The sequence below is a fragment of the Komarekiella delphini-convector SJRDD-AB1 genome (assembly GCF_014831675.1).
Classification (GTDB): domain Bacteria; phylum Cyanobacteriota; class Cyanobacteriia; order Cyanobacteriales; family Nostocaceae; genus Komarekiella.
Genome location: NZ_VJXY01000001.1, coordinates 86,011 through 108,425, shown reverse-complemented (window position 1 = coordinate 108,425; position 22,415 = coordinate 86,011). Strand labels below are relative to the sequence as shown.

Genomic DNA, 22,415 nt, shown 5'->3' with positions numbered 1-22,415 from the left:
GACGCTGAGAAGTTGAATTTTACTGCTTTGAGGTGAGGCGATCTAATTTTGCAATGGCAAAACAGTAATTAACTCAGAAAATCTGGCAAAATCATCTGTGTTGTAAGTGAGTAACTGAGGAATGTCATAGACTAACATCGTGGCGACAATATTTGCATCATGAACTTGCTTACCACCAATAGAAATTTGTTCCATGAGTACCAGTAATCTTTCTGTCACCAGCAAGTTATCTTCAACCAAGCGAAAATAACTAGCAAAATATCTCACATCTGCTACTAAAGATGCAACAGGAATTTTCCCGGTTAAGTCGCCTCGTCTTGTCATCGCTGCCAAATATTCTCTCAAAGTTTGGCGACTAATCCATAAATCAAGACCTTGTTCTGCAAGCGCCTGAAGTCGTTCTGTAGCTTGTACATGAAATGGTGACAAAGCTAAATTTGCATAAACTAAAATATTCGTATCGATGAAGACAGATTTATTAGTCGTTTGCATAAAGGTCTTCTCTGCGGAAAGTCAGGCTTTCTGAGACTAATCCTACAGGATAGGCGGAAAATTTAAGAGGTAATTTCTGATCTTTCCTCTCTGCTTTCTCTAGCAAAGGCTTTTCATCAATCACTATCACTACCTGATGTTCACCCTCTGGGATATCGAGTGGTAATTGGGCTGTAATCTTACCATCTTTTGTTACTGTGGCAATTGTTTCTATACTTTTCATATCATTCCTCCTGGAAATAGCTAGACATTAATAAATCAAAGTTCGTAGCTTGTAGTTAGCGCTAAAGCACTAACTACAAACTACAACATATTTTAATATCACTTACACCCATTGACTTATAAATCCATCACAGCTAAAACAGCTTTCGGCAATAACTTATCTTTAAACCAAACAATTCTCGCGGGAACATCGTTTAATTTTACTCCCGCTTTTTCAAGATTAAGCCGCTCGGAAATTGCCAAAATTAAGTCATCACGTCCAGCACGTCGCACCTGAGAAAACTTCTTTTGTAAATATTCTGGTCGCCAATAACCGACAATTTCTAATAAGAAGGTGCGACCATCATGATGCACTAGGCGGAAATCGGGAATCATCACACTACCGGGAATCGGAATTAAATCAACTTCTCGCTCTAACGCCCAGTCACTTTTGAGAGCATCCCACTTATCAGCAAAGGATGCTTCTAGCATACTATCGTAGGGCTTGCCTGGTGGGTAGTGAGATACCAAACCACATTCAGAATTGAGGGTAAAGCGTCCAGTTTTCCAAGCATTTGTGTAGGCGTCGCGGGTTTTGAGAATAGAGGAAAGACTCCATCTAGTAACGTGAAGTAAAGCGGGGATAAGTTTAGCGATCGCCAAACCATATCGCGTACTAGGATTAAACAAACTCGTCGGCCCATCAATGCTAATTGTAAACCCGTGATCAGCATCGCCCTCAATATAAGCCATCAATTGAAACAACTTTAAATAACGAAATAACAGCTTATATTCTCCCGGCACATTCCGATGAGCATTCAACACAAGTTGACTGGCTTTATAAAACACACCCTGCACCTGAGATAAGTTATATCGATTTAACAAATCTGGCGGTGTTGGTGCATCAAAAGCTGTCAAAATTTTATTCTCATTTAAATCAGCATATAACCCATTGCGAACCTGTTCTAGTAAAACTTCTCGCTCAAGTTCTTGAGTTAACTCATCAGCAATTTTACTAAGAGTAACTTGTGTTGATTCCCGACTAGAAACTGATTTTGCCGATAGCGAAAATACCCGTTCTCTTAACATTTGTGGTTCCAGCGGACTCACCACTTCAAATGTGCAAAAACTGCTTTTGAGAATATAAGCTAATCCTCGCTTCACACGATAATCCGTCGTATCTCCTTCAAAATCAGCTAGTTGACGCTCAAGCACACCTTGAGTCTTACCTACTGCTGCTTGAAAATAATTAATTAACTCAATCGCCAACTCCGAAGTTTTCTGATCAATCTTCAGTCTCTTCGGGATGATCTCCTCCCCATTTTGGCGATGCATCAGTAAGTCTGTCGGTAACATCTGAATTTTTGATTTTAGATTTTAAATTTTCGGTTGAATAATTGATTTCTAACTGTTCCGCCGCCTTCAAACTCTTTTCCTTCCCACTCCCATACACAACCTGCAAATTCCCTTTCCTATCTTTTTCTCCCCCTGCTTCCCCTCTCTTCTCACCACGCCGCCGCGCCGAAGTCCCCTCCTCACTCGTATCCTCTGCCACCACCTCATACAAAATCGCCTGCTTATTTTCAATATTCCCCTTACGCAAAACCCTCCCCAAACGCTGAATATATTCCCTTGCCGAACCAGTCCCCGATAAAATAATTGCCACAGAAGCCGCTGGCACATCAACACCCTCATTCAAAACATGAGAAGCAACCAAAGTATTATATTCACCCTCCCGAAACTTAGTTAATATTTCATGTCGTTCTTTCACAGGTGTTTGATGAGTAATTGCCGGAATAAGTAACTCTTGGGAAATGCGGTAAACTGTGGCATTATCAGCAGTGAAAATTAAAATTCTTGCAGGGTAATGTTCTGCCAGTAAATCGATAAGAATTCGTAACTTTCCATCAGTACCCAAAGCGATATCTTTAGCTTCTCGGTGCGCTAACATAGCTCTACGTCCAGCTTGCGAGCGCGCACTCATTTGCACGAACATTTGCCAACCTTGCAGACTCCCCAAAGAAATTCGAGATTGCTTTAAAAAGTCGTTGCGGGTTTGAATTAACTGATTGTATCTTTCCCGCTCAACTTGCGATAACTTCACCTTAATTTGGACAATTTCGTGTTCTGCTAACGCCTTCCCCGCTAAATCTTCAGCGCGTTTGCGATATACTTCTTGACCAATGAGAATATTTAATTCAGCATGTTTGCCATCAGTGCGTTCTGGTGTAGCAGAGAGTCCTAAACGATAGGGTGCGATCGCATACTCAGCGATGACACGATTAAAATCTGTCGGTAAATGATGACATTCATCGAAAACAACCAAAGCATATTTATTCCCCAGCGCCTCAGCGTGAATTGCTGCACTGTCGTAAGTCGCCACTAAGATGGGTGTCCTATCCCGCGAACCACCCCCCAACAATCCCACCTCAGCATCAGGAAACGCCGCAACCAAGTGTGCATACCACTGATGCATTAAATCCAAAGTTGGCACAACAATCAACGTTGAGCGCGGTGTCGCTTGCATTGCCATTTGCGCTAGATAAGTCTTTCCCGCTGCGGTGGGAAGCACTACCACCCCCTGTCTTCCCGCCAGTTTCCAAGCTGCTAAAGCCTCACTCTGGTGGGGATAAGGTTCCATTTCCAAAGTAGCAACCAAATCTATGGGATGAAATTTCTTTGCTTCGTCGATAAAGTAAGTGTCTTCCGCCTGTAGCGCTTCCACCAAAGAGCGGTATCTAATTGCCGGAATGCGGAATTTTTCAACTCTATCATCCCATGTAGCATAGTCCATCCAAGCTTTGCCACGTGGTGGTGGATGCAAAACTAACGTACCGCGATCAAAAGTTAATGTGGGAGTGCGAGCCATTTATAGGGATTGGGGACTGGGGAACAAGCAAGGGAGCAGGGGGGCAGGGGAGCAGGTTAGAAAAAGGACAATTACAATCTTTCCCCTCTGCTCCTTTGCCTCTTCAGTACCTAGTCCCTTGATTACTAATAACGCAAAAAGTGGATGATTCATCCAATTCTCTGCCGCACTTCTGCTGCCAGGTCTAGAATTAGAATTGATGTGACGTTTTCTAGTGGCTCAAGTGTCAGAATTGCCATTGCGCGATCGCTATCTCGCTTTAATCGATGAAATTGTTGAAACCACCCTCAAGGGCAAGATTAGCTCTGTGGATATGGTGTATCAAATGCTGCTTAAAGGTATAACTTCCGGTACAGGAGAAGTGTTTGAGCTAGCTTTAAGCGATCGCTTAGATGCCATCCAAAGCCAAGTAGACAGCGAAAAGGATGAACTCAAAAAAGCCAAGGCTACCCGGAGTTTAAGAGCGATTAAAACCATCCAAAGTCAATGGCAACGTTGGCAAGAGCAAAACAAAACCACAGAAGCGATCGCCTCCGCAGTCAAAGAAATTACCACAGCCGATGCAGACGAGCGGCTAGCTATATTCTTACGTGTTACTGACCCAAATCAGAAGAACCCGCTGAATCTGTCACAATTACAGCAGTTATCAAAATCTTTACAGCAATTTGCCCAGGCTGATTCTGATTTACAACAATTCTCTGAAGGTATTACTCGTGGTTTGAGTTGTTGGCAACGATTGCAAGACAACTTGATCAGTTGGATGTACGAGCAAAACCAGGGATTAGGATTTGGTGGCGTACCTGGAGAACGTGGCCCTTGGGCAAGTTGGGCTAAGCAAGTTAATAGTGAATTACCCCAAAGACTATTTCGCACCTTGGCAATGGAAGAATCTGTAATTTCATTTGCCGAACAGCAGCGCGGTGTCACCCTCAGAGATTGGGTGGAGATGGCAATAACTTTACAGTACTTGCAACGGGGATTGATTAACTGGTTTGACCAACAAGCCTACGATGTTAAAGCAGGGCCAAAGTTGTCCATTTCGACTTTCTTGACCTTCGCAGTGATTTGGAGTCAGTTAGCGAGTGGTTTTCGGAGCATTGGCACAGTGTACAGTGATGCCTGTTCGCAAATTATGCTCCAGATTCTACGAACCTTTGCCCAGCGTCCATATTTCCCTTTCTACGGTGGAATTTTTGCTTCTTTTTCTGGTACTTATTTGCGGGATGCCCTAGATTATTTAGATGAACCGCTGCAACAAGTCGAGGGAACCCAGGAAAAGGCACGGATTTTGACACTTTTAGGCTACTCGCAGCGTGCTTTAGGGCAATATCAACGTGCGCTTGATTTTCATCAGGAAGCATTGGAGATAGCTAGGAGTGCAGGCGATCGCCCCTGTGAAATCGCTAATCTCAACCACCTCAGCCGCACCTACGTGCAAGAGCAAGATTACGCCGAGGCGATTAACTACAGTCAACGGGCATTAATTTTGAGTCGGCAAGCAGGCGATCGTACAGGCGAGGCCAATGCACTGGTAAATTTAGGTTACAGCGAAGTTATGCAGGCTCAAGAACTGGAAAACATCGAACCAGAAACCTATGAAGCCGCAATTAATTATTTAGAACAAGGTTTAAAGTTATCAGAAAAATTAGGTGATATTCAAAGTAAAGCTTTATGTGTGAGCAGCCTAGGAATTGCCTATGTAGTAATTGGACAACATCAAGCTGCAATTAAATATCTTGAAGATGGCTTTAAAACAGCCCAAGTTTCTGGTGATTTATATCTCCAAGGACGCAACTTAGCTTGTTTAGCCCAAGCTTATTATCATCTGCAAAATGCTGAAAAAACTATTTACACTGGCTGTTTAGGAATGTATCTTTTAGAACAAATTGCTTCTAGTGAATGGCGTCAATCAGCAGGCTTACTAACAATTTTGCAAGGACAAATAGGGACAGAAGATTTCCATAATATATTACAGCAACATCGCCCCAAAATTATTTCTATTATTGGTGTAGATGGGTATGATCACATTCCGCAATTATTAGCAGAATACAAGCAAGATATATGATCATGCCAGCCGATAATTTAGAGATTAATGAAACGACTGCGGCACAATTTGCTCAGTTAGTGCTGGATTGTATCGAGCGGGAGTATCCCCACAGTAATATATGTTGGGCTGATAGCGACGAAGATATCAAACCGCCACGTCAATTGACACCTGTTTTTTATGGCTGCTTAGATTGGCATTCAGCCGTACATGGTCACTGGTTACTGGTACGTCTGATGCGTCACTTTCCTGAAGCCTCGTTTAGTGCAGCGGCAAAGCAAGCACTTGAGCAGAGTCTAACGCCTGAGAAAATTCAAGGAGAGATTGCCCACTTCCAGCGGTTGCCCTTTTTTGAATGTCCTTATGGTATAGCATGGCTTCTGCAACTGGCTGCGGAACTTCATGAGTGGAATCATCCTCAAGCGAAAGTATGGCGAGTTGTATTGGAACCGTTAGAGAAGTTGATTGCAAGTAACTTACACCACTGGATTGACAGATTACAACTGCCAAATCGTACAGGGACGCATAACCAAACAGCTTTTGCACTTGGTTTGATTCTGGATTGGGCAAGGATTACCGAAAATGCTGACTTCACTCGGTTAGTGGAGAACAAAGCACGACAATTTTATCTGAGCGATCGCAATTATTCCTTACAATTTGAGCCACTTGGGTACGATTTTTCTTCTCCTGGCCTTGCCCAAGCAGACTTGATGCGGCGCGTACTCTCAACAACAGCTTTTACTGACTGGCTCACTAATTTTCTACCACAAATACCGACTGAAAATACAGTAAATTGGTTAGAACCCGTCAAAGTGGATAATCCTCAAGACTATATGCAATCACACTTCCACGGTCTTAATCTTAGCCGTGCTTGGATGCTTGAGGGCATTATTTCTAAATTACCCAATGATGACCAGCGGATAGAAACACTCCGCTTTGCTGCTATTCACCATCGTCGAAATGGACTAGCAGATGTTGTGAGTCAACATTATGCAGCTAGTCATTGGCTAGGAACTTTTGCTGTTTACCTGATAACGAATCGTGGGTTGCAAAAACAATATGTTAGCTAATACTAATTCCCCAAAATAAGACTACAGATGGAAACCTCAAAACCCAGATGAATTATGAATTATGAATTATGAATTATGAATTATGAATAAGCCCAAAAACTCGCAGTTATCTAAACAAGATGTTGTTGAACTACTTGAAGCATGGTCATTTATTGGTAATTTAACAGTTAAACCAACAAACAAAGGTACAGTCAATACAACCTTTTTTATAGAAACGCAAGCAGGCAATTTTATTCTAAAGTTATACAACGACTCTATAACCACTGCACAAATTCAATATGAACACTCATTACTGACATATCTGCAATCATCTGATCTATCGTTCGCGGTTCCAACTCCTATACAAACTCAGTTGGGCAAAACATTGATTTTAGTTAATAAAAATAACTCATTACTGCGCGTTGCTTTGCTTCCTTTCATTTTAGGTGAGCCTGGCGATCGCAAAAATATCGCTCATACCCATGCTATCGGTCAAACACTTGGCGAACTACATCACGCCTTGGCTGGATTCGATTCAACAAGAAAAATGGCTCAATTACCTGCGTGGGGAGATATTTATCATATTCATCCGTTGGTGACAGATCCATTAGAAGTGCCACAATCACTTGAATTACCTCTAACACAGCAACAGTACATTGTTAAAACACTGACAGAAATTATTGAAGCTGCGCCCAACCTGTATAGAACACTTCCAGTTCAAACAACTCATGCAGATTTCCTTTGTCCTAACGTTTTACTGATAGATAATCGTGTAGTTGGGGTTTTAGACTTTGAGTTTGCTACTTCAGATTTGCGCTTAATGGATTATGTTGCAGCACTCGATCATTTCACTCGATTTTCTTGGAAAGATGCACCCAATTTGGAGTTTGTGGAAGCTTTCAGCACAGGATATGCCAAGTATAATTCTCTGACATACTCAGAAGCAGAAGCATTGACGTTAGTTTGGCGCTTGCAGCGAGTAAGTTGTATTGTTTACTGGACGGGTTGGCTTCGTGAGGGTAAAGCAACTCACCAAAGTGTGATTGATGCAGTAAAAAACACAAGTTTGTTAGAAGTGTGGTTGGAAGAAAATACAACTAAGCTGTTGAGTTATATTGCTCCAACTGCGTAGATACACAGAGGCGATGTCTCTTGACTCGCCTCTCTCGGAAATTTAAACTACAACTTCTTCGCGTTGACAATCAAAGACAACCATGAAAGAAGTGTTTGGTTTCTCTTGGCGTAGGTGCTGCATATAACCATCTGCATCAGAACGACTGCGGAAGCGGGCGACAATCTCCCGTTGTGTGTCAGGAAGTAAACGAGCGATCGCCCAAGAGTTAAGACGCTCTTTGTAAGCGATCGCTTGATTGTCTGACTTGGAAGCTTTGTTATCCGTATTTTCTGGCATGATTATGTTATCCGTATGAAGTTTAGTAGAGGGCGTTAATTAGTTTCTAGGTAGGAATGCACTAACGCTTTTTATTTAATGATGCTGCCACCTTGTTATTCGATTATTTATAAATTGTCAACACTTAGGGCTACATTTTAGACCAACTAAATTGCAATGCCCCCTCAGCTATCAACCTCAAAGCCTTAATTTGCAACTGATACAAGGAAAGCTAAGAATAAACAACAACAAAGTTGAAGGTATGACAAGTATTGCGTCTGTGCGATTTAGATAAATAAACACAAATAGAGCTAGTAGCAGTGATCAAATGATAAACTGAGTCTCAAATAATACATTCATACTTTAAACGGTGGCTTCCCGTAAAAGTAGCTCAGTTTTCGATGTACAAAATTTCCGAAGCAGCAAATCAACAAACATCACACTCTTAACTTTCCTATTATTAAGTAGCTAAGTGTAAATAAATTAAAGTTTAGTTTGTAGTAAGGACTTTAGTCCTGATCATCCTTGTTTTAAGCGATGAATCGCTCACTACAAACTCAGAGTATATTGACCTATTACTATAAATTAGATAAAATTTTTTCGTACAATTTAAACCTTTTATAATGAAAATACCATTTACAACTTCAACAATTAAAAAACTAGCAGAAGAAATAGGAGCAGTAATTGTAACTGATCCAGAATATAGCTTTGTTGGACATATTACATTTAAAAATGGAAATAAAACATTTTTTCATACAGCTACATTTGATATTAATTATTTTGGTTCAGCAGCAATAGCAAAAGACAAAGGTGTCTCAAACTTTTTTCTCAAGCAATTTGGATATCAGGTTACTGAAGGTCAAAGATTTTTTAGTTATAAAGTTTGTGAAAAACTATCTAATGCCAAGAATATTGATGCCGGATTTGATTATGCGAAAGAATTGGGATTTCCTGTAATTGTTAAGCCGATTAACCTCAGTCAAGGAATGTTTGTGACGAAGGTTTATAACAAACAAGAATACTATCAAGTAGCTAAGAAAATATTGAAAAACAATTCAGGATTAATCGTCGAGCGATTTTATAATGGCAATGACTATAGAATTGTGGTGTTGGATGACGAAGTTCTTTCGGCATATCAAAGAATTCCCTTATTTATTAAAGGAGATGGGAAATCTAATATTTTGGAACTGATGCGCCAAAAACAGGAAAATTTTCTCAAAAGTGGTAGAAAAAAAACTATAGATTTTGAAGATTACAGAATCAAACTCAAGTTGCAAAGACAGAAGCTAAATTTTGATAGTGTAATATCCGAAGATAGTATTGTTTACCTTTTAGACAATGCAAATTTATCAAGCGGAGGTGAGGCGGTAGATTTAACTGAAAATATTCATCCAGATTTTCATAAGTTAGCAGTAAATATCACAAAAGATATGGGTCTGAGATTAGCAGGTGTGGATATTATTACTAATGATATAACATTGCCAATGTTATATTATACAACTATCGAAGTAAATGCCTCTCCTGGCTTAACTCACTATGCCTCAACTGGTGAGATTCAAACTAAGAGAGTAGAAAATTTATATCTCAAAGTTCTTAAAGCACTTGAGAACGGGCAAAACACTAAATTAGCGTGAAAACATAGCAACCACTATATAAACCATATATTTATAAACTTTAGCAGTTGCTACGACTGTTGCAAATCACCAGTCCTTACCTAGTAGAGATTCAAATTCCGCTTGTAAAGCCTTAATATCTGCTACCCTAGCTACTAGTAAATTATCTCTACCTGCATCACTTAAACGTGCTTTCCAATAGCTAACGCTCTCTGAGTTATTTAACCAAAACTGAATTACTGTATCTACTACTTGATCAAAATTCCAGCCCCACTTTGCTGGAACTGATTCCACAGATTCTAAAAATGCATCTAAAGTACACGTATGCGTTCCCAGATATTCCACGCCTTGTTGTGGGGATTTTTGCCAACTTTGCTGTTGGTGATTAAAAAAGTACAAAACTTGAGATACGCCTACAATATCAAAAGTATATTTCATTTTAGCCTTTACCTTTGTTAATCAGTTGCCCAAAAATCTTATTCTTTTAAAGAAATCATCTCAAAAAATTTGCCCAAATTACATCTGAAAAAAGTAGAGTTTTTGCCTATATCAAAAGTCTTAAAATTCAGTCACAAATTAGCACTTGCTAGCTGTGAGTGCTAATATTTATTCCATTGTTTGATGTAGTATTAAAGAGTTTCAGGCATTAATTCAGGTGTGTATATTATTTTTAATAATTCTTTAATTATTTCGCTTACAGCTTGGAAAGGCGAAGTGGCAGCTTTATTTGCTGCCTGTTTTTGGGCTATAGCATCAGTGGTGTACGGACTTTTGGGGCAACGTATTCCGCCACTGCAACTGAATCTGATTAAAGGGATAATTGCGATCGCCCTACTTCTATTAACTATCTTGCTGACTGGGGATTTTTTGCCAACCTTGGCCCCTTTGCCTGTATTTCTACTTTTTCTAAGTGGTGCTATAGGTATAGGCTTAGGTGATACAGCCTTCCTGACTGCCATAAATTATTTGGGAGCGCGTCGTGTTTTACTCCTGGGAACCCTTTCGCCACCAATGACGGCGATCGCTGCTACAATTATTCTCCAGGAACGGCTAAATATCAATGCTTGGTGTGGGATTTTGCTCACCATTTTAGGAGTTGCTTGGGTAGTGACAGAACGAGTTGCTGGTACAACCGATGTCTCCTCAACGCAGCTATGGCAAGGAATCGGCTTTGGTTTGTTAGCAGCAATGACAAATGCTACTGGAACTGTGATTTCCCGTGTAGCCTATGCAACAGCAAGCATTAACCCGTTATGGGCTGCCTTGTTACGATTGAGTGCAGGTGTATTGATTATCTTAGTATGGGCGTGGATTCCTAACCGCAGAGATGTTACATTATCGTATCCCTACTGGCGATCGCGGCGAGTAATCTTCGCAAGTTTCTTTGCTGCCTTTTGTGGAACTTTCTTAGGAATATGGTTGCAACAGACAGCAATTAAATTCACAGCTGCGGGAATTGCCTCAACCTTAATGCAGACTAGTCCACTATTTGTCATCCCCATCGCTATCTGTATGGGTGAAAAAGTGAGTTGGAGAGCAATATCTGGTGTGATAATTGCGATCGCAGGGATTGGATTATTGTTTTACCTGAAATAGCTAATATAAGTGAGTTCCTTTGGTTGATAGCTAAACTTATCAAAGCTAATAACTGATAGTGGTATGTTAGATGATGATTAACGGGTGCATGATGAGGTTTGTTATGCCAGACGTTCGGTTTAATAAATATTACCGTTACGAAGACCTGACACGCATTCTGCATGGTTACGCTGAAGAATTTCCCCAGCTAGTACGCATAGAAAGCATTGGCAAGAGTTACGAAGGACGTGATATCTGGCTATTGACAGTTACTAACTTTGCCAATGGTGCAGATACAGAAAAACCAGCCCTTTGGGTTGATGGCAACATCCACGCCACTGAACTAGCACCGTCGAGTGTCTGTCTATATCTGCTGCAAATATTAGTCACAGCTTACGGCACTAACTCAGACATCACACGTTGCTTGGATACGCGCACCTTCTACATTTGTCCCCGTGTTAACCCCGATGGTGCTGAGTTGGCGCTAGCTGAAAAACCGAAATTTATTCGCTCTGGAACCCGTCCCTATCCCCATGATGATGAACATAGCGACGGGTTAGTGATGGAAGACATCGATGGCGATGGTCGGATTTTACTCATGCGAATCCCGGATGCTAATGGTGCTTGGAAAATTTGCCCTACAGAATCACGCTTGTTGGTGCGTCGTGAGCCGACAGAAATAGGTGATCAGTATTATCGCTTACTACCGGAAGGTCGGATAGAAAATTACGATGGGGTTGAAATTCAGATTCAGCCTTCTAAGGAAGGGCTAGATTTAAACCGGAATTTTCCAGCTTTGTGGCGACAAGAATCTGAGCAACCGGGGGCTGGGCCTTATCCTACATCTGAAACAGAAGTGCGATCGCTTGTAGATTTTATTACAACTCATGCCAACATTACAGGGGCGATCGCTTTCCACACCTTCAGCGGTGTTCTGATTCGCCCCTACACTCACCTCAGCGATGAAGAATTACCTGTCAAAGACCTCCACACTTACCAACGTATTGGCGCAAAAGGCACTGAACTCACAGAATACCCTGCCATCTCTGCCTTTCATGAGTTTCGCTATGACCCCAAAGATGTAATTACAGGCACATTTGACGACTGGGCTTATGAATACCAAGGTCTATTTGCCTGGACAGTAGAAGTCTGGAGTCCTCAACGTCAAGCCGGAATTACCGAGTACAAATATATCGATTGGCAACGGGAACATCCTTTAGAAGATGACTTGAAGTTACTGCGCTGGAACGATGAAAAACTCGCAGGTAAGGGCTATGTAGATTGGTATACCTTCAATCATCCCCAACTTGGTCAAATTGAACTAGGCGGTTGGGATAGTATGTATGCTTGGACAAATCCACCCCCAGAGTTTCTGGAGAAGGAAATAGCCCGCTTCCCTGACTGGCTGGTGTGGCACTTATTAATTTCCCCTTGCTTAGAGATTTACGAAGCCAGTGTCTCCAACTTAGGTAATCATACTTATCGGGTACGGCTGGTTATACATAACACAGGCTGGCTACCCACTTACATCACTCAAAAAGCCTTGGAGAAAAAGCTGGTGCGAGGTTGTATCTGTGAAATTACACTGCCTCCTGGTGCAACTTTAGAAACAGGTAAGCCCATTGAAGAGTTAAGTCAATTAGAAGGACGTGCCTACAAGCCCTCGGCTCCTGCCAGACGGCAGGGGGATTCCACCAAGGATAGAGCAAAAGTAGAATGGGTAGTGCGTGCGCCCTTGGGTAGCACAGTTAAACTATTAGCTCGTCATGAGCGGGCTGGAGTTGTTCGCACAGAGCTGACATTCGCGTGATTTGACCGAAGAAAAGATAAAGGATGAAATGCTCTCGATTTAAAACGACTAAATTTTAGAATTCACGTTATGTTGATTTGTACAGTGCATAACTTCTAAAATATTTGATTAATCATGCTCTAAATTCTCAAGTGCGATCGCTCATTTACAATCTACCAATTCTCAATTTACCGTTACAGTCAACTATCTAAAGAGTGAAAAAATAATCTCAAACTATAGTCATTAGCTAGTTGTGTAATTGGAGTGATAGATTCAAAATACTATATGTGTTGGAATTACACATATTTCTCATTGAGAATATTACTAAATCTTATGCAGCTCAAGTTTGACGGCATTAACATTTATCAGCAACTACAGAGAGACGCCGCTCAAATGCTAATTCATCTACTACAAGACCACGACCCAAAATTGGTAAAGTTATGGACTTGTACTAATTTATCTAGGGTTCTTTAAAAAACCAAACTATTACAACTCAATTAGGACTACTATATGTAATAAATAGTTGGAGAGGTATTATTGGACGCAAGAGCAGATGACTAGAATGTCAAACATTGGGATTTTCAAGAGTTACAGTTCCGAATCTTGGTTTTGATCATAAGGTAAGCCAAACAATCATCTTGATATTTGTGCCCCTCCTTAACCTTGCGTGTGGTGTTTTTCCATAGTCAATCAATAAATTTGAGAAATGACTTTACTTTTTTCTGGAGGAGATTTTCATGTCTAGTTTCTTTCGTTGGTCATCAGCAAGCGCCCCTTTGCTAGCTCTAGGAGTGATAACTGCTACAGTAGCTCCCATCTTGATTTCTGCGCCAGCTTCGTCTCAAGATACTGTTCCCACAACTCCAACTACTCCAACTACTCCAACCACTCCAACTACTCCAACTCCTGTTACACCATCATCAACTCCAACGGTTAACTTGTCTGATGTTGCCTCAGATTACTGGGCAACTCCATTCATTCAAGTTTTGGCTGCCAATAATGTAATTAGTGGCTTTCCTGATGGCACATTTAAGCCGAATCAATCTGTGACCCGCGCTGAATTTGCGGCGATGATTCAAAAAGCCTTCAGTAACCAAAACCGAATTCGGCAATTGAGTGCAGGTGGTTTTAGAGATGTGCCTGCTAACTACTGGGCTGCTTCTGCAATTCAGAATGCCTACGAAACTGGATTCATGGCAGGCTACCCTGATAACTTATTTCTGCCAAATCAAGAAATTCCTAAAGTACAAGCGATCGTCGCTTTAACGAATGGCTTGGGTTTGAGCAGTAGCAATGATGCATCAGGTGTTCTTAGCACCTATTATACCGATGCCTCAGCTATCCCGAACTATGCTGTTAATAATGTAGCAGCAGCGACACAAGCCAATATTGTTGTCAACTATCCAGACGTAAAACAACTCAATCCACAAGTGCCGCTGACTCGTGCTGAAGCAGCGGCATTTTTGTATCAAGCTTTAGTTAGGCAAGGACGGGTACAACCCATTGCTAGCAATCTTCCAGCTAGTCAGTATATTGTAGGAGCAACTCCTGGTGGCACTCAAACCGGTAGTGATATTGTTTCTCTTGCTGCATCCAGTAGTTCTTTTACAAACCTGACTGCTTTAATAAAGTCAGCAGGTCTAGCGGAGATCCTACAACAACCTGGCCCTTATACAGTCTTCGCTCCCACAGATGAGGCATTTGCTGCTATACCTGCTGCAACACTAGAGCAATTACAGCAACCAGAGAACAGAGAAACATTGATTAAGATTTTGAGATATCATGTGGTTCCTGGTGCAGTAACAGCTAATCAACTCTCGGCTGGGGAACTGAAAACCTTTGAAGATAGACCCGTCAATATTCAAATTGATAGCGCTAGCAATCAAGTTGCAGTAAACGATGCCAGGGTTATCCAGCCAGACATTCAAGCCAGCAATGGTGTAATTCATGCAATTAACCAAGTTCTGATACCACCTGATATCAACCTCAGTCAGTTAAATCAACAGCCAGGAACTCCTTCTGGAGTTGCGCCAGGTAGAACTACCCTTGGTGGCCCTAGCTACGTCGGTGTTGCTGGTAACATTGGTTTACTCGGTGGCTCAGCTCTAGGTGAAAGTAACTTTGCAGCTATCAGCAAAATCGGTTTGACACGCAACGTATCGGTACGACCATCGGCGCTATTTGGAGACGATACACTGTTTCTAGTTCCTCTCACCTTAGATCTTGCTCCACGGACAGCAGATACCGGGGCTGTACCAGCCTTCCCCATATCTCCTTACATAGGTGCTGGTGTAGCTGTTGAAATTACTGGCGACACTGAGTTTGGTTTACTGCTAAGTGGTGGCGTTGATATTCCTTTAGGTTCTCGATTTACGGCAACTGGTTCTGTAAACGCAGCTTTTCTAGATGAAACTGATGTCGGGTTACTACTAGGAGTCGGCTTCAACTTTTAACTTTGTGTCTTAGTGTTTTAGTGAACCAGTCGCCTACGGCGGGTTTCCCGCCGTAGGCGACTGGTGTTAGCGCAGCGTAAAGCCTGCGGCATGGCTACGCTTAGAGCGACGTTCGCATAGCGTCTCGCAGAGAAGGAGCGTCACCCGGAGGGTGGTTAAAAAGTCAATTTTTAACCACCAAGACACTAAGACACAAAAAAAATACATTGACTTCTAACGTCGTTTAAGCGCTAACGTAAGTCCATCAGCAATGGGGACGAGGGAAAGAGTTACTCGTTTGTCGTGGTGTAGTTTCTCATTCAGGGCGCGGATAGATTGAGTGCTTTCATCTTGAATTTGCGGGTTAGCAACTTGTCCAGACCATAAAACATTATCAATAGCAATTAATCCACCTGGACGCACTAATTGCAGAGATCGCTCATAATATCCGTCATAATTTTCTTTATCGGCATCAATAAAAGCAAAATCAAATGTCTCAGCTTGTCCAGTTGCCAAGAGCTGATCTAGAGTTTCCAAAGCAGGTGCTAATCGGAGATCGATTTTATGAGCAACCCCTGCTTGCTGCCAATACCGTAGTGCGATCGCAGTAAATTCTTCACTCACATCACAAGCAACAATCTGGGCATCAGCAGGTAACGCCAGAGCTATACAGAGTGAGCTATAACCCGTAAATACTCCAACTTCCAGAGTTTTTTTTGCTCCAATTAGCTGCACTAATAGAGCCATAAATTGCCCTTGTTCCGGTGATATCTGCATTCCACTGCTAGGATGGCTGGCTGTTTCTTGACGCAACTTCTGAAGAATCTCCGGCTCTCGCAGCGAAGCAGATAAAAGGTAATTGTAGAGTTTGTTATCAAGACCAATAGTCTGTTTTGGCATGGTAGATGAGAGAATTGAAGGCATTTACCGCTATACTAACGCTGGAAAGTTTATCAGAAATTACATGGTGCGGTTGATTTTAACAGTCATGTTGCTTGTGTTATTAACAGCTTGTGGCAGTATTGGACTGCTGCCAACTAGTCAGTTAGTACAAAAAGCGATCGCACTTGAGCTAAAGCAAACCCAACAAAAACTTAACCAACAGCTAGATTTAGATTTTCAAAGTTTTGAAATCAAGCATTTATCAATTACCCAAGAACAACCCCTGACTATTGAAAATTTACCAGCTTTTCGCGTTCGAGGCAGCTATGACTTAATTGTCAAGCTACCAAAACGAAGCTTAACGCAACCACAAAAACCCTTTGAAGTTTACTTGCAAATTCAGCAAGAAGGCAAAACTTGGCGATTGCTACTTCCAGAAAAAGGAAGTAAAAATAATCAACCTATTTGGCACAGCTATTTAATTCAATGAAGTGGGGATTGGGGATTGGGGACTGGGGACTGGGGACTGGGGACTGGGTATTAAGGACTGGGAAGATATTGAATAAATGAACAAGAGTAATTGTTCAGTTACTTCCCCCACTCCCCTGCTTCTCTGCTCTATGCCCCCTGTATATGTGCAACTAGAAAAACCATCACAGGTATATCTGTATAACTACGAACTCGCAGCCATGATCGAGGTAATAGTTTCACTAGAGATATAACAAAATGTATATTAACTTTTTCATCAGTTCCATTGCTGGAATTGTGGTTGTAGTGTTGGCGGCTTTTGGCTTACTGCAATGGTTGCATATACCTGCTGGCAATTTTCTCGACTGGGTGATTGGTGGTGCAAGTTTTTGGTGGTTGTTGGTAATTGTTACCGTACCGTGGAATGTGCATTTTCAAGCCAAAGAAGTTTTAGCAGAAGCAGCACAGTCAGCGGAGAAAGGAATTCCAGTCGATGAGAAACAAGAGAAATACGTCAAACTGTTAGCAAAGCGATCGCTTTGGGTTGCCATTGGTTTACACTTATTCTCAGCTATTGGTCTTTATACTCTTGCTGCCACTGGTATTAGTAGCGTGGGATATATAAGTTCTGGTGCAGCTTTATTATTAACTATCCTACGTCCAGCTATCCGTGCCTATGAATATTTGTATGCACGCTTGACAATGATTCGCCAAGAATGGAAGTATCCTCGCGAAGATATTGTAGAACTTCGCAATCGCTTCAATTCTCTAGAAGACAAGGTTCGGCAAATAGAAGATCAACTTAATCCAGAACAACCCTATTCCTTACCAGCAAATCAACAACGCTTTGCCGAAGAAACTCGCAGAGACTTAGCTCGAATAGCTGCTAATTTAGAAGAATTACGTGCTACAAATCAAACTGAACATGAACGTTTGGCAAGAGAAGCCAGAAATGCGATCGCGCAACTTTCAACTGACGGGCAATTTCTTGATAATGTCCGCGAAATTATTCGATTTTTTAAATCAGCCTAATTGCTTAATTATTGCTGAGTAAGTGGAAGTAAATGTTAGGTTTTCTAACTTTAACTCAACTTATATCAATTAGCGATCGCCAGTTATAATCACGAGCGATCGCTATTTCCTTAATAAAAACGATCAACAATCCGCCTCTGCTTTCCCACACAAAGAATTACAGCACTATTTCGGTAATTCAAGTCTATTTTTAGAATATTAATGTGATCGATTAGAGTGGTAATAGGTAATAGTTACAGTCAGTTGCTAGTCGTTTTTATGATAGCCAATGACAACCATGATAGTTGACCAATTACCAATTACCAATTATCAAAAAACACTCAAACAACGATTAATTAACTGTAGTTTAATAAGCAGACCTAGCTAACCAATAGATAGTTATGCCTAAAGCCGACCCAGCTATTACCTGAACTGGTGTATGTCCAAGTAACTCCTTTAGACGGTCTTGGCTAAAGTCAGGTTTTTCATGAAATAACTCATCAATCATTTGATTGAGAATACGAGCTTGCTTACCAGCAGCTTGGCGTACTCCTGCGGCATCATACATGACGATGATGGCAAAAACCACAGCAACGGCAAAATCAGGAGATGCCCAACCAAGTGTTTGCCCTACACCAGCTGCAAGAGCTGTAACTAGGGCAGAATGAGCACTAGGCATACCTCCGGTTGTCACTAAAACACGCACATTCAGTTTGCGATGTTGGACTATCTCGATTATGAGCTTTAATGCTTGAGCAATTAAACAAGCTATCAGAGCAACCATCAGCACCCGGTTGTCTAAGATGTCGCCTATGTCCTGCATGGTATTTTGGTTAGGTTTGTAAATATTAGCAGCGGTTGTTAATTGAAAAAACATTTTGATGCAACCCAAATGCCAAAATCCAAAATTGACCTAGTGATTGCGACTGGTAATGAAGTGAGCGATCGCCACCATTGGCTCGGCTCGTTCCTTAAATGGTTCTAATTCTGCACAAGCTGCTTTAACTAGCTCTTGAGCTTTTAAACGGGATTCCTCAAGTCCCCAAAGGCTGGGATACGTAACTTTTTTAGCTCTTTGGTCTTTGCCAGCAGTTTTACCTAATTGCTCTTGAGTAGCAGTGACATCCAAAATATCATCTATAATCTGGAAGGCTAATCCAATGTTCTGAGCATAACGAGTCAATCGTTGCACATCTTCAGATGATGCTCCGGCTAAAATCCCCCCACAGACAACACAAGCTTCTAAAAGTGCAGCTGTTTTGTGTCTATGAATGAAATTCAGCGTTTCTAGAGAAATATCTGACTTGCCTTCCGATTCTAAATCAACCACTTGACCGCCGACTAAGCCAGCAGCCCCCAGCGCCCTTCCTAGACGAGCGACTACCTGTAAAACTCTTGATCTATCAACGATTTGGGGAGTTTGAGTTGCGACAAACTCAAAAGCTAAAGCCAACAAGCCATCCCCAGCTAAAATTGCCACATCGTCGCCATAGACCTTATGATTTGTCAGCTTCCCGCGACGGTAATCATCATTATCCATCGCCGGAAGGTCGTCGTGAATCAACGACATTGTGTGGATCATCTCTACAGCACAAGCTGTTGGCATCGCCATTTCGATTGTGCCACCAAACATTTCACAGGTAGCAAGGCAGAGTATAGGACGTACACGCTTACCTCCAGCTAATAGCGAGTAGCGCATTGCTTCATAAATCTTTTCTGGATAAATGATCGGGATCGCTTGATCCAAAGCAGTATCACAAAGCTTTTGTCGCTGTTTTAGATAGAGTGCTAAGTTAAACGTGGCTTCCTCTGGTGTCTTATAAACGTTATCTGTTGCTACCATTCTTAAATTCCTGACATTTTAGAATTTTTGTCGTATACGTCACAATTTTAAGGTGCTCTGGTGCTGAAAAAGTGAGGAGTTAAAGAGAACTCTGAGCGGAAGCTTCCTGCGTAGACGCAAAGCGGCTTGTCGTTAGACATCAGAACTTCAAAGAGTTAAAAATTAGGAAAATTACTCATAATCTTTAACTAAAGAAGTAGTTCTGACTCCTATCTCCTGTCTCCTATCTCCTATCTCCTTCGATTCATCACTCCTAACTACCTTGCTGCCTTTGAATAACTGATAAATGTATTTTGCAACAATATGGCCACAGTCATCGGGCCAACACCGCCAGGAACCGGGGTGAGAAATTCTGCCACATCAGCAGTTGATTCAAAGTGGACATCACCCACTAACCGACTGTTGCCATTAGCATCGGTAACGCGGTTCATCCCCACATCTACCACAACAGCGCCCGGTTTCACCATATCAGCAGAGATTAATCCGGGACGGCCCACTGCTGCAATTAGAATATCAGCATTCTGGGTGATGGTTTTGAGGTCGTGCGATCGCGAGTGGGCGATCGTGACTGTAGCATCAGCTTCTAGTAGCATCAATGCCATTGGCTTACCCACCAAAATACTGCGTCCCACCACCACTGCTTGTTTTCCCCGCAAAGGAATCTCGTATTCTTGTAAAAGCCGCATAACACCAGCTGGGGTACAACTACGTAAACCAGCTTCTCCCCGTACTAATCGCCCCAAGTTAACTGGGTGCAGTCCATCAGCGTCTTTATCGGGATCAATTTGATGTAGCAGAGTTACAGCATCCAAGTGGTTAGGCAAAGGTAGCTGTACGAGAATGCCATCCACCCGTTCATCATCATTGAGTGTCGCAATCACGTCTTCTAGTTCAGCTTGGGTAGTTTCGGTGGAAAAATGTTTACCAAAAGAAGCAATACCTACTTTAGTGCAGGCTTTTTCTTTATTGCGTACATAAGCAGCTGACGCTGGGTTATCACCAACCATCAGCACGGCTAAACCAGGAGGTCGCCCAATTTTTGGTTGCAATTGTGTAATGGCAATAGAAAGTTCTTGCTGAATTTTTGCAGCTAAAGCTTTACCATCAAGAAGTTTGGCAGTTTTTGTTTCCATTAGAATTTCCAGCTATATTCGCCTTACGTCCAAAGTCCAGCCGCTATGCTCAGTCAAGAGTCCAAAGTCCACTAAATAAATCATTGATTCTTGACTATTGGCTGTTGACCATCATGATGTCGCTGTTTAATGCCGTAGCGTTTTTTTCATAGCAAGTCCATAATGTTTATCTTCTCAGATCAACGCCATCATTTGATGAATTAAATAGGAGTGGGCAACACGTGGCACTCTCTGGAGATTAGGGACAATGGGGAGCAGGGGGGCAGGGGGGCAGAGGGGCAAGGGGAGCGGAGGGGCAAGGGGAGCGGAGGGGCAGGGGGGAAAATAAAAGAATTTCTTCTCACTCCCTAATCCCCATCCTCCTTTCTCCTTTCTCCCTTTTCCCAGTCCCCAGTCCCCAATCCCCAGTCCCCAATCCCCAGTCCCCAATCCCCAATAAATGGGAACTGACCTAATGAAACTGGCGACAAGGCAAGCAATGATGCGAAAATTTGCTCAACCGATGGCTTTCATGCAACAAACAAAAAATTTTTCCCTTTCGTTTTTGTACGAGGACAGCTTGCCCGATTTCTGCAAGAAGTCTATGTACCACCTAGGATTGATCTGTTTCCTAATAATGGGACTTTATAGTTGTGGAATGACATCATCTGGCTCTAGTGGGATGCTGCCCTTAAAAATTGGCACTAATGTTACCCCGATTCGAGAAATTAAGCCAAAGCAAAACAATCAGGCTATAGTTTACATCCAAGGTAAGGTAGAAAAGCAAGCTCCCCTGATGAAGCAACAGGCTTATCAAATCAATGACTCAACTGGCAAAATCTGGGTTGTCACCAACCAAACTGGTCTGGAAGAGGGAGCGCAGGTAGTGATTAAGGGTAAAGTTCGCTACCAAAGTATCCCCTTAGCTGGCCAAGAGTTGGGGGAAGTTTATATAGAAGAAGAGTAATAGTTTTAACAGAAATACAGCCAAATAAAAATTTATGAACAATCAACCAGTGCATGTAGCGATCGCTATTCTCTACCAAGAAAACAAGTTTCTCATGCAACTGCGGGATAATATTCCTGGTATTCTCTACCCTGGTTACTGGGGACTATTTGGCGGTCATATTGAACCCGGCGAAACTCCAGATGTCGCAGTAAAGCGAGAAATCTTAGAAGAAATTGGCTACACCCTACCACCCTTTTTTGAATTTGGCTGTTATTCCGATGAAAAAGTTGTCCGTCATGTCTTTCAAGCACCACTCTTAGTGGAATTAAATCAACTAATTCTGAGTGAAGGCTGGGATATGGGGTTGATGACGCTCGAAGATATTCGTCAGGGTAACTGTTATTCGCAAAACGCTGGAGAAGTCCGCCCCTTGGGGCATGTGCATCAGCGTATTTTACTGGATTTTATCAAGAAAAAGTAATAACCCCAACAATTGATTGTTGTAGGTGTTATACCATTTCACAAAAATATTGATACAAATCACTTTTCTTACTCCCCCTGCCTCCCCTGCCCCCCTGCCCCTCTGCCCCCCTGCCCCTCTGCCTCCCCATTGTCCCTAATCCCCATTGCCCCCTATCCCCAGAGGGGGCCCCGAGTTCCCCAATCCCAAATCCCCGCCAAAATAAAGTTAGAACT

21 protein-coding genes are annotated in these 22,415 nt (G+C 42.1%); 11 read left to right on the top strand and 10 right to left on the bottom strand.

Annotated features, from left to right (window positions below; all coding sequences use genetic code 11):
- Positions 1 to 42: 42 nt before the first annotated feature.
- The 4 genes from FNW02_RS00465 to FNW02_RS00450 all read right to left on the bottom strand — a co-directional run bounded on the left by FNW02_RS00465 (position 43) and on the right by FNW02_RS00450 (position 3,562).
- Complete coding sequence (locus tag FNW02_RS00465) at positions 43 to 492, bottom strand: type II toxin-antitoxin system VapC family toxin (RefSeq protein ID WP_191755637.1); 450 nt, start codon at positions 490 to 492, stop codon at positions 43 to 45.
- Positions 479 to 715 carry a hypothetical protein gene (locus tag FNW02_RS00460; RefSeq protein WP_191755636.1) on the bottom strand — a complete coding sequence of 79 codons (237 nt, stop codon included), beginning with the start codon at positions 713 to 715 and terminating at the stop codon, positions 479 to 481. Before FNW02_RS00460 ends, FNW02_RS00465 begins: the two co-directional genes overlap by 14 nt.
- A 116-nt stretch (positions 716 to 831) precedes the next feature.
- Positions 832 to 2,049 carry a DUF790 family protein gene (locus FNW02_RS00455; protein WP_191755635.1) on the bottom strand — a complete coding sequence of 406 codons (1,218 nt, stop codon included), beginning with the start codon at positions 2,047 to 2,049 and terminating at the stop codon, positions 832 to 834.
- Positions 1,979 to 3,562, bottom strand: a complete 1,584-nt coding sequence (locus FNW02_RS00450) for a DEAD/DEAH box helicase family protein (protein ID WP_191755634.1) — start codon at positions 3,560 to 3,562, stop codon at positions 1,979 to 1,981. Before FNW02_RS00450 ends, FNW02_RS00455 begins: the two co-directional genes overlap by 71 nt.
- A 223-nt stretch (positions 3,563 to 3,785) precedes the next feature.
- Here FNW02_RS00450 and FNW02_RS00445 point away from each other — a divergent pair, with 223 nt between their 5' ends.
- From FNW02_RS00445 to FNW02_RS00435, 3 genes are all read left to right on the top strand, one after another.
- On the top strand, positions 3,786 to 5,627 hold the full coding sequence (locus tag FNW02_RS00445) for a tetratricopeptide repeat protein (RefSeq protein WP_191756024.1): 1,842 nt from the start codon (positions 3,786 to 3,788) through the stop codon (positions 5,625 to 5,627).
- Positions 5,628 to 5,629: 2 nt separating this feature from the next.
- Positions 5,630 to 6,676, top strand: coding sequence for a DUF2891 family protein (locus tag FNW02_RS00440; protein ID WP_191755633.1), 1,047 nt, complete (start codon positions 5,630 to 5,632; stop codon positions 6,674 to 6,676).
- 82 nt (positions 6,677 to 6,758) lie between these two features.
- Positions 6,759 to 7,787, top strand: a complete 1,029-nt coding sequence (locus FNW02_RS00435; RefSeq protein WP_191755632.1) for a phosphotransferase — start codon at positions 6,759 to 6,761, stop codon at positions 7,785 to 7,787.
- Between the two features lie 42 nt (positions 7,788 to 7,829).
- On the opposite strand, the gene FNW02_RS00430 is transcribed toward FNW02_RS00435, so the two are convergent.
- Complete coding sequence (locus FNW02_RS00430) at positions 7,830 to 8,066, bottom strand: hypothetical protein (protein ID WP_191755631.1); 237 nt, start codon at positions 8,064 to 8,066, stop codon at positions 7,830 to 7,832.
- A gap of 602 nt (positions 8,067 to 8,668) precedes the next feature.
- On the opposite strand from FNW02_RS00430, the gene FNW02_RS00425 reads away from it, so the two are divergent.
- A complete protein-coding gene (locus FNW02_RS00425; protein ID WP_225225318.1) occupies positions 8,669 to 9,679 on the top strand; it encodes a cyanophycin synthetase in 1,011 nt (336 codons plus the stop codon).
- A 66-nt stretch (positions 9,680 to 9,745) separates the two neighbouring features.
- On the opposite strand, the gene FNW02_RS00420 is transcribed toward FNW02_RS00425, so the two are convergent.
- The gene (locus tag FNW02_RS00420; protein WP_191755630.1) at positions 9,746 to 10,096 is read right to left on the bottom strand and encodes a hypothetical protein; all 351 of its coding nucleotides are present in this window, start codon (positions 10,094 to 10,096) and stop codon (positions 9,746 to 9,748) included.
- 219 nt (positions 10,097 to 10,315) lie between these two features.
- Between FNW02_RS00420 and FNW02_RS00415 the strand changes: the two genes are divergently transcribed.
- The 3 genes from FNW02_RS00415 (at position 10,316) to FNW02_RS00405 (ending at position 15,475) form a co-directional block, all read left to right on the top strand.
- Entirely contained in the window at positions 10,316 to 11,254 is a 939-nt protein-coding gene (locus FNW02_RS00415; protein WP_191755629.1) for an EamA family transporter, read from the top strand.
- Between the two features lie 103 nt (positions 11,255 to 11,357).
- Complete coding sequence (locus tag FNW02_RS00410; RefSeq protein ID WP_191755628.1) at positions 11,358 to 13,043, top strand: M14 family metallopeptidase; 1,686 nt, start codon at positions 11,358 to 11,360, stop codon at positions 13,041 to 13,043.
- Positions 13,044 to 13,759: 716 nt separating this feature from the next.
- Positions 13,760 to 15,475, top strand: a complete 1,716-nt coding sequence (locus FNW02_RS00405; protein ID WP_191755627.1) for a fasciclin domain-containing protein — start codon at positions 13,760 to 13,762, stop codon at positions 15,473 to 15,475.
- Positions 15,476 to 15,688: 213 nt separating this feature from the next.
- On the opposite strand, the gene FNW02_RS00400 is transcribed toward FNW02_RS00405, so the two are convergent.
- Positions 15,689 to 16,354, bottom strand: coding sequence for a class I SAM-dependent methyltransferase (locus FNW02_RS00400; RefSeq protein ID WP_191755626.1), 666 nt, complete (start codon positions 16,352 to 16,354; stop codon positions 15,689 to 15,691).
- A gap of 64 nt (positions 16,355 to 16,418) precedes the next feature.
- Between FNW02_RS00400 and FNW02_RS00395 the strand changes: the two genes are divergently transcribed.
- Positions 16,419 to 16,826, top strand: a complete 408-nt coding sequence (locus tag FNW02_RS00395) for a hypothetical protein (RefSeq protein WP_191756022.1) — start codon at positions 16,419 to 16,421, stop codon at positions 16,824 to 16,826.
- Positions 16,827 to 17,062: 236 nt separating this feature from the next.
- Positions 17,063 to 17,836 (top strand): hypothetical protein, encoded by a 774-nt coding sequence (locus FNW02_RS00390; RefSeq protein ID WP_191755625.1) that lies wholly within the window; start codon positions 17,063 to 17,065, stop codon positions 17,834 to 17,836.
- 346 nt (positions 17,837 to 18,182) lie between these two features.
- On the opposite strand, the gene FNW02_RS00385 is transcribed toward FNW02_RS00390, so the two are convergent.
- From FNW02_RS00385 to folD, 3 genes are all read right to left on the bottom strand, one after another.
- On the bottom strand, positions 18,183 to 18,638 hold the full coding sequence (locus FNW02_RS00385; RefSeq protein ID WP_191756021.1) for a divergent PAP2 family protein: 456 nt from the start codon (positions 18,636 to 18,638) through the stop codon (positions 18,183 to 18,185).
- Positions 18,639 to 18,728: 90 nt separating this feature from the next.
- The gene (gene crtE, locus FNW02_RS00380) at positions 18,729 to 19,658 is read right to left on the bottom strand and encodes a geranylgeranyl diphosphate synthase CrtE (protein ID WP_191755624.1); all 930 of its coding nucleotides are present in this window, start codon (positions 19,656 to 19,658) and stop codon (positions 18,729 to 18,731) included.
- 257 nt (positions 19,659 to 19,915) lie between these two features.
- On the bottom strand, positions 19,916 to 20,791 hold the full coding sequence (gene folD, locus FNW02_RS00375; RefSeq protein ID WP_191755623.1) for a bifunctional methylenetetrahydrofolate dehydrogenase/methenyltetrahydrofolate cyclohydrolase FolD: 876 nt from the start codon (positions 20,789 to 20,791) through the stop codon (positions 19,916 to 19,918).
- A 454-nt stretch (positions 20,792 to 21,245) separates the two neighbouring features.
- On the opposite strand from folD, the gene FNW02_RS00370 reads away from it, so the two are divergent.
- Positions 21,246 to 21,737 carry a hypothetical protein gene (locus FNW02_RS00370; protein WP_225225317.1) on the top strand — a complete coding sequence of 164 codons (492 nt, stop codon included), beginning with the start codon at positions 21,246 to 21,248 and terminating at the stop codon, positions 21,735 to 21,737.
- A gap of 34 nt (positions 21,738 to 21,771) precedes the next feature.
- Entirely contained in the window at positions 21,772 to 22,200 is a 429-nt protein-coding gene (locus FNW02_RS00365) for an NUDIX hydrolase (protein WP_191755622.1), read from the top strand.
- The last annotated feature ends 215 nt before the right edge of the window (positions 22,201 to 22,415 follow it).

What these genes read in the sequence shown, in the direction of transcription:
- FNW02_RS00455 (WP_191755635.1), bottom strand. Translation starts at nt 2,049, where the DNA reads ATGTTACCGACAGACTTACTGATGCATCGCCAAAATGGGGAGGAGATC.
- FNW02_RS00460 (WP_191755636.1), bottom strand. Translation starts at nt 715, where the DNA reads ATGAAAAGTATAGAAACAATTGCCACAGTAACAAAAGATGGTAAGATT.
- FNW02_RS00370 (WP_225225317.1), top strand. Translation starts at nt 21,246, where the DNA reads ATGAAACTGGCGACAAGGCAAGCAATGATGCGAAAATTTGCTCAACCG.
- FNW02_RS00390 (WP_191755625.1), top strand. Translation starts at nt 17,063, where the DNA reads ATGTATATTAACTTTTTCATCAGTTCCATTGCTGGAATTGTGGTTGTA.
- FNW02_RS00425 (WP_225225318.1), top strand. Translation starts at nt 8,669, where the DNA reads ATGAAAATACCATTTACAACTTCAACAATTAAAAAACTAGCAGAAGAA.
- FNW02_RS00365 (WP_191755622.1), top strand. Translation starts at nt 21,772, where the DNA reads ATGAACAATCAACCAGTGCATGTAGCGATCGCTATTCTCTACCAAGAA.
- FNW02_RS00435 (WP_191755632.1), top strand. Translation starts at nt 6,759, where the DNA reads ATGAATAAGCCCAAAAACTCGCAGTTATCTAAACAAGATGTTGTTGAA.
- FNW02_RS00465 (WP_191755637.1), bottom strand. Translation starts at nt 492, where the DNA reads ATGCAAACGACTAATAAATCTGTCTTCATCGATACGAATATTTTAGTT.
- FNW02_RS00410 (WP_191755628.1), top strand. Translation starts at nt 11,358, where the DNA reads ATGCCAGACGTTCGGTTTAATAAATATTACCGTTACGAAGACCTGACA.
- FNW02_RS00395 (WP_191756022.1), top strand. Translation starts at nt 16,419, where the DNA reads ATGGTGCGGTTGATTTTAACAGTCATGTTGCTTGTGTTATTAACAGCT.
- folD (WP_191755623.1), bottom strand. Translation starts at nt 20,791, where the DNA reads ATGGAAACAAAAACTGCCAAACTTCTTGATGGTAAAGCTTTAGCTGCA.
- FNW02_RS00440 (WP_191755633.1), top strand. Translation starts at nt 5,630, where the DNA reads ATGCCAGCCGATAATTTAGAGATTAATGAAACGACTGCGGCACAATTT.
- FNW02_RS00420 (WP_191755630.1), bottom strand. Translation starts at nt 10,096, where the DNA reads ATGAAATATACTTTTGATATTGTAGGCGTATCTCAAGTTTTGTACTTT.
- FNW02_RS00450 (WP_191755634.1), bottom strand. Translation starts at nt 3,562, where the DNA reads ATGGCTCGCACTCCCACATTAACTTTTGATCGCGGTACGTTAGTTTTG.
- FNW02_RS00405 (WP_191755627.1), top strand. Translation starts at nt 13,760, where the DNA reads ATGTCTAGTTTCTTTCGTTGGTCATCAGCAAGCGCCCCTTTGCTAGCT.
- FNW02_RS00430 (WP_191755631.1), bottom strand. Translation starts at nt 8,066, where the DNA reads ATGCCAGAAAATACGGATAACAAAGCTTCCAAGTCAGACAATCAAGCG.
- crtE (WP_191755624.1), bottom strand. Translation starts at nt 19,658, where the DNA reads ATGGTAGCAACAGATAACGTTTATAAGACACCAGAGGAAGCCACGTTT.
- FNW02_RS00400 (WP_191755626.1), bottom strand. Translation starts at nt 16,354, where the DNA reads ATGCCAAAACAGACTATTGGTCTTGATAACAAACTCTACAATTACCTT.
- FNW02_RS00385 (WP_191756021.1), bottom strand. Translation starts at nt 18,638, where the DNA reads ATGCAGGACATAGGCGACATCTTAGACAACCGGGTGCTGATGGTTGCT.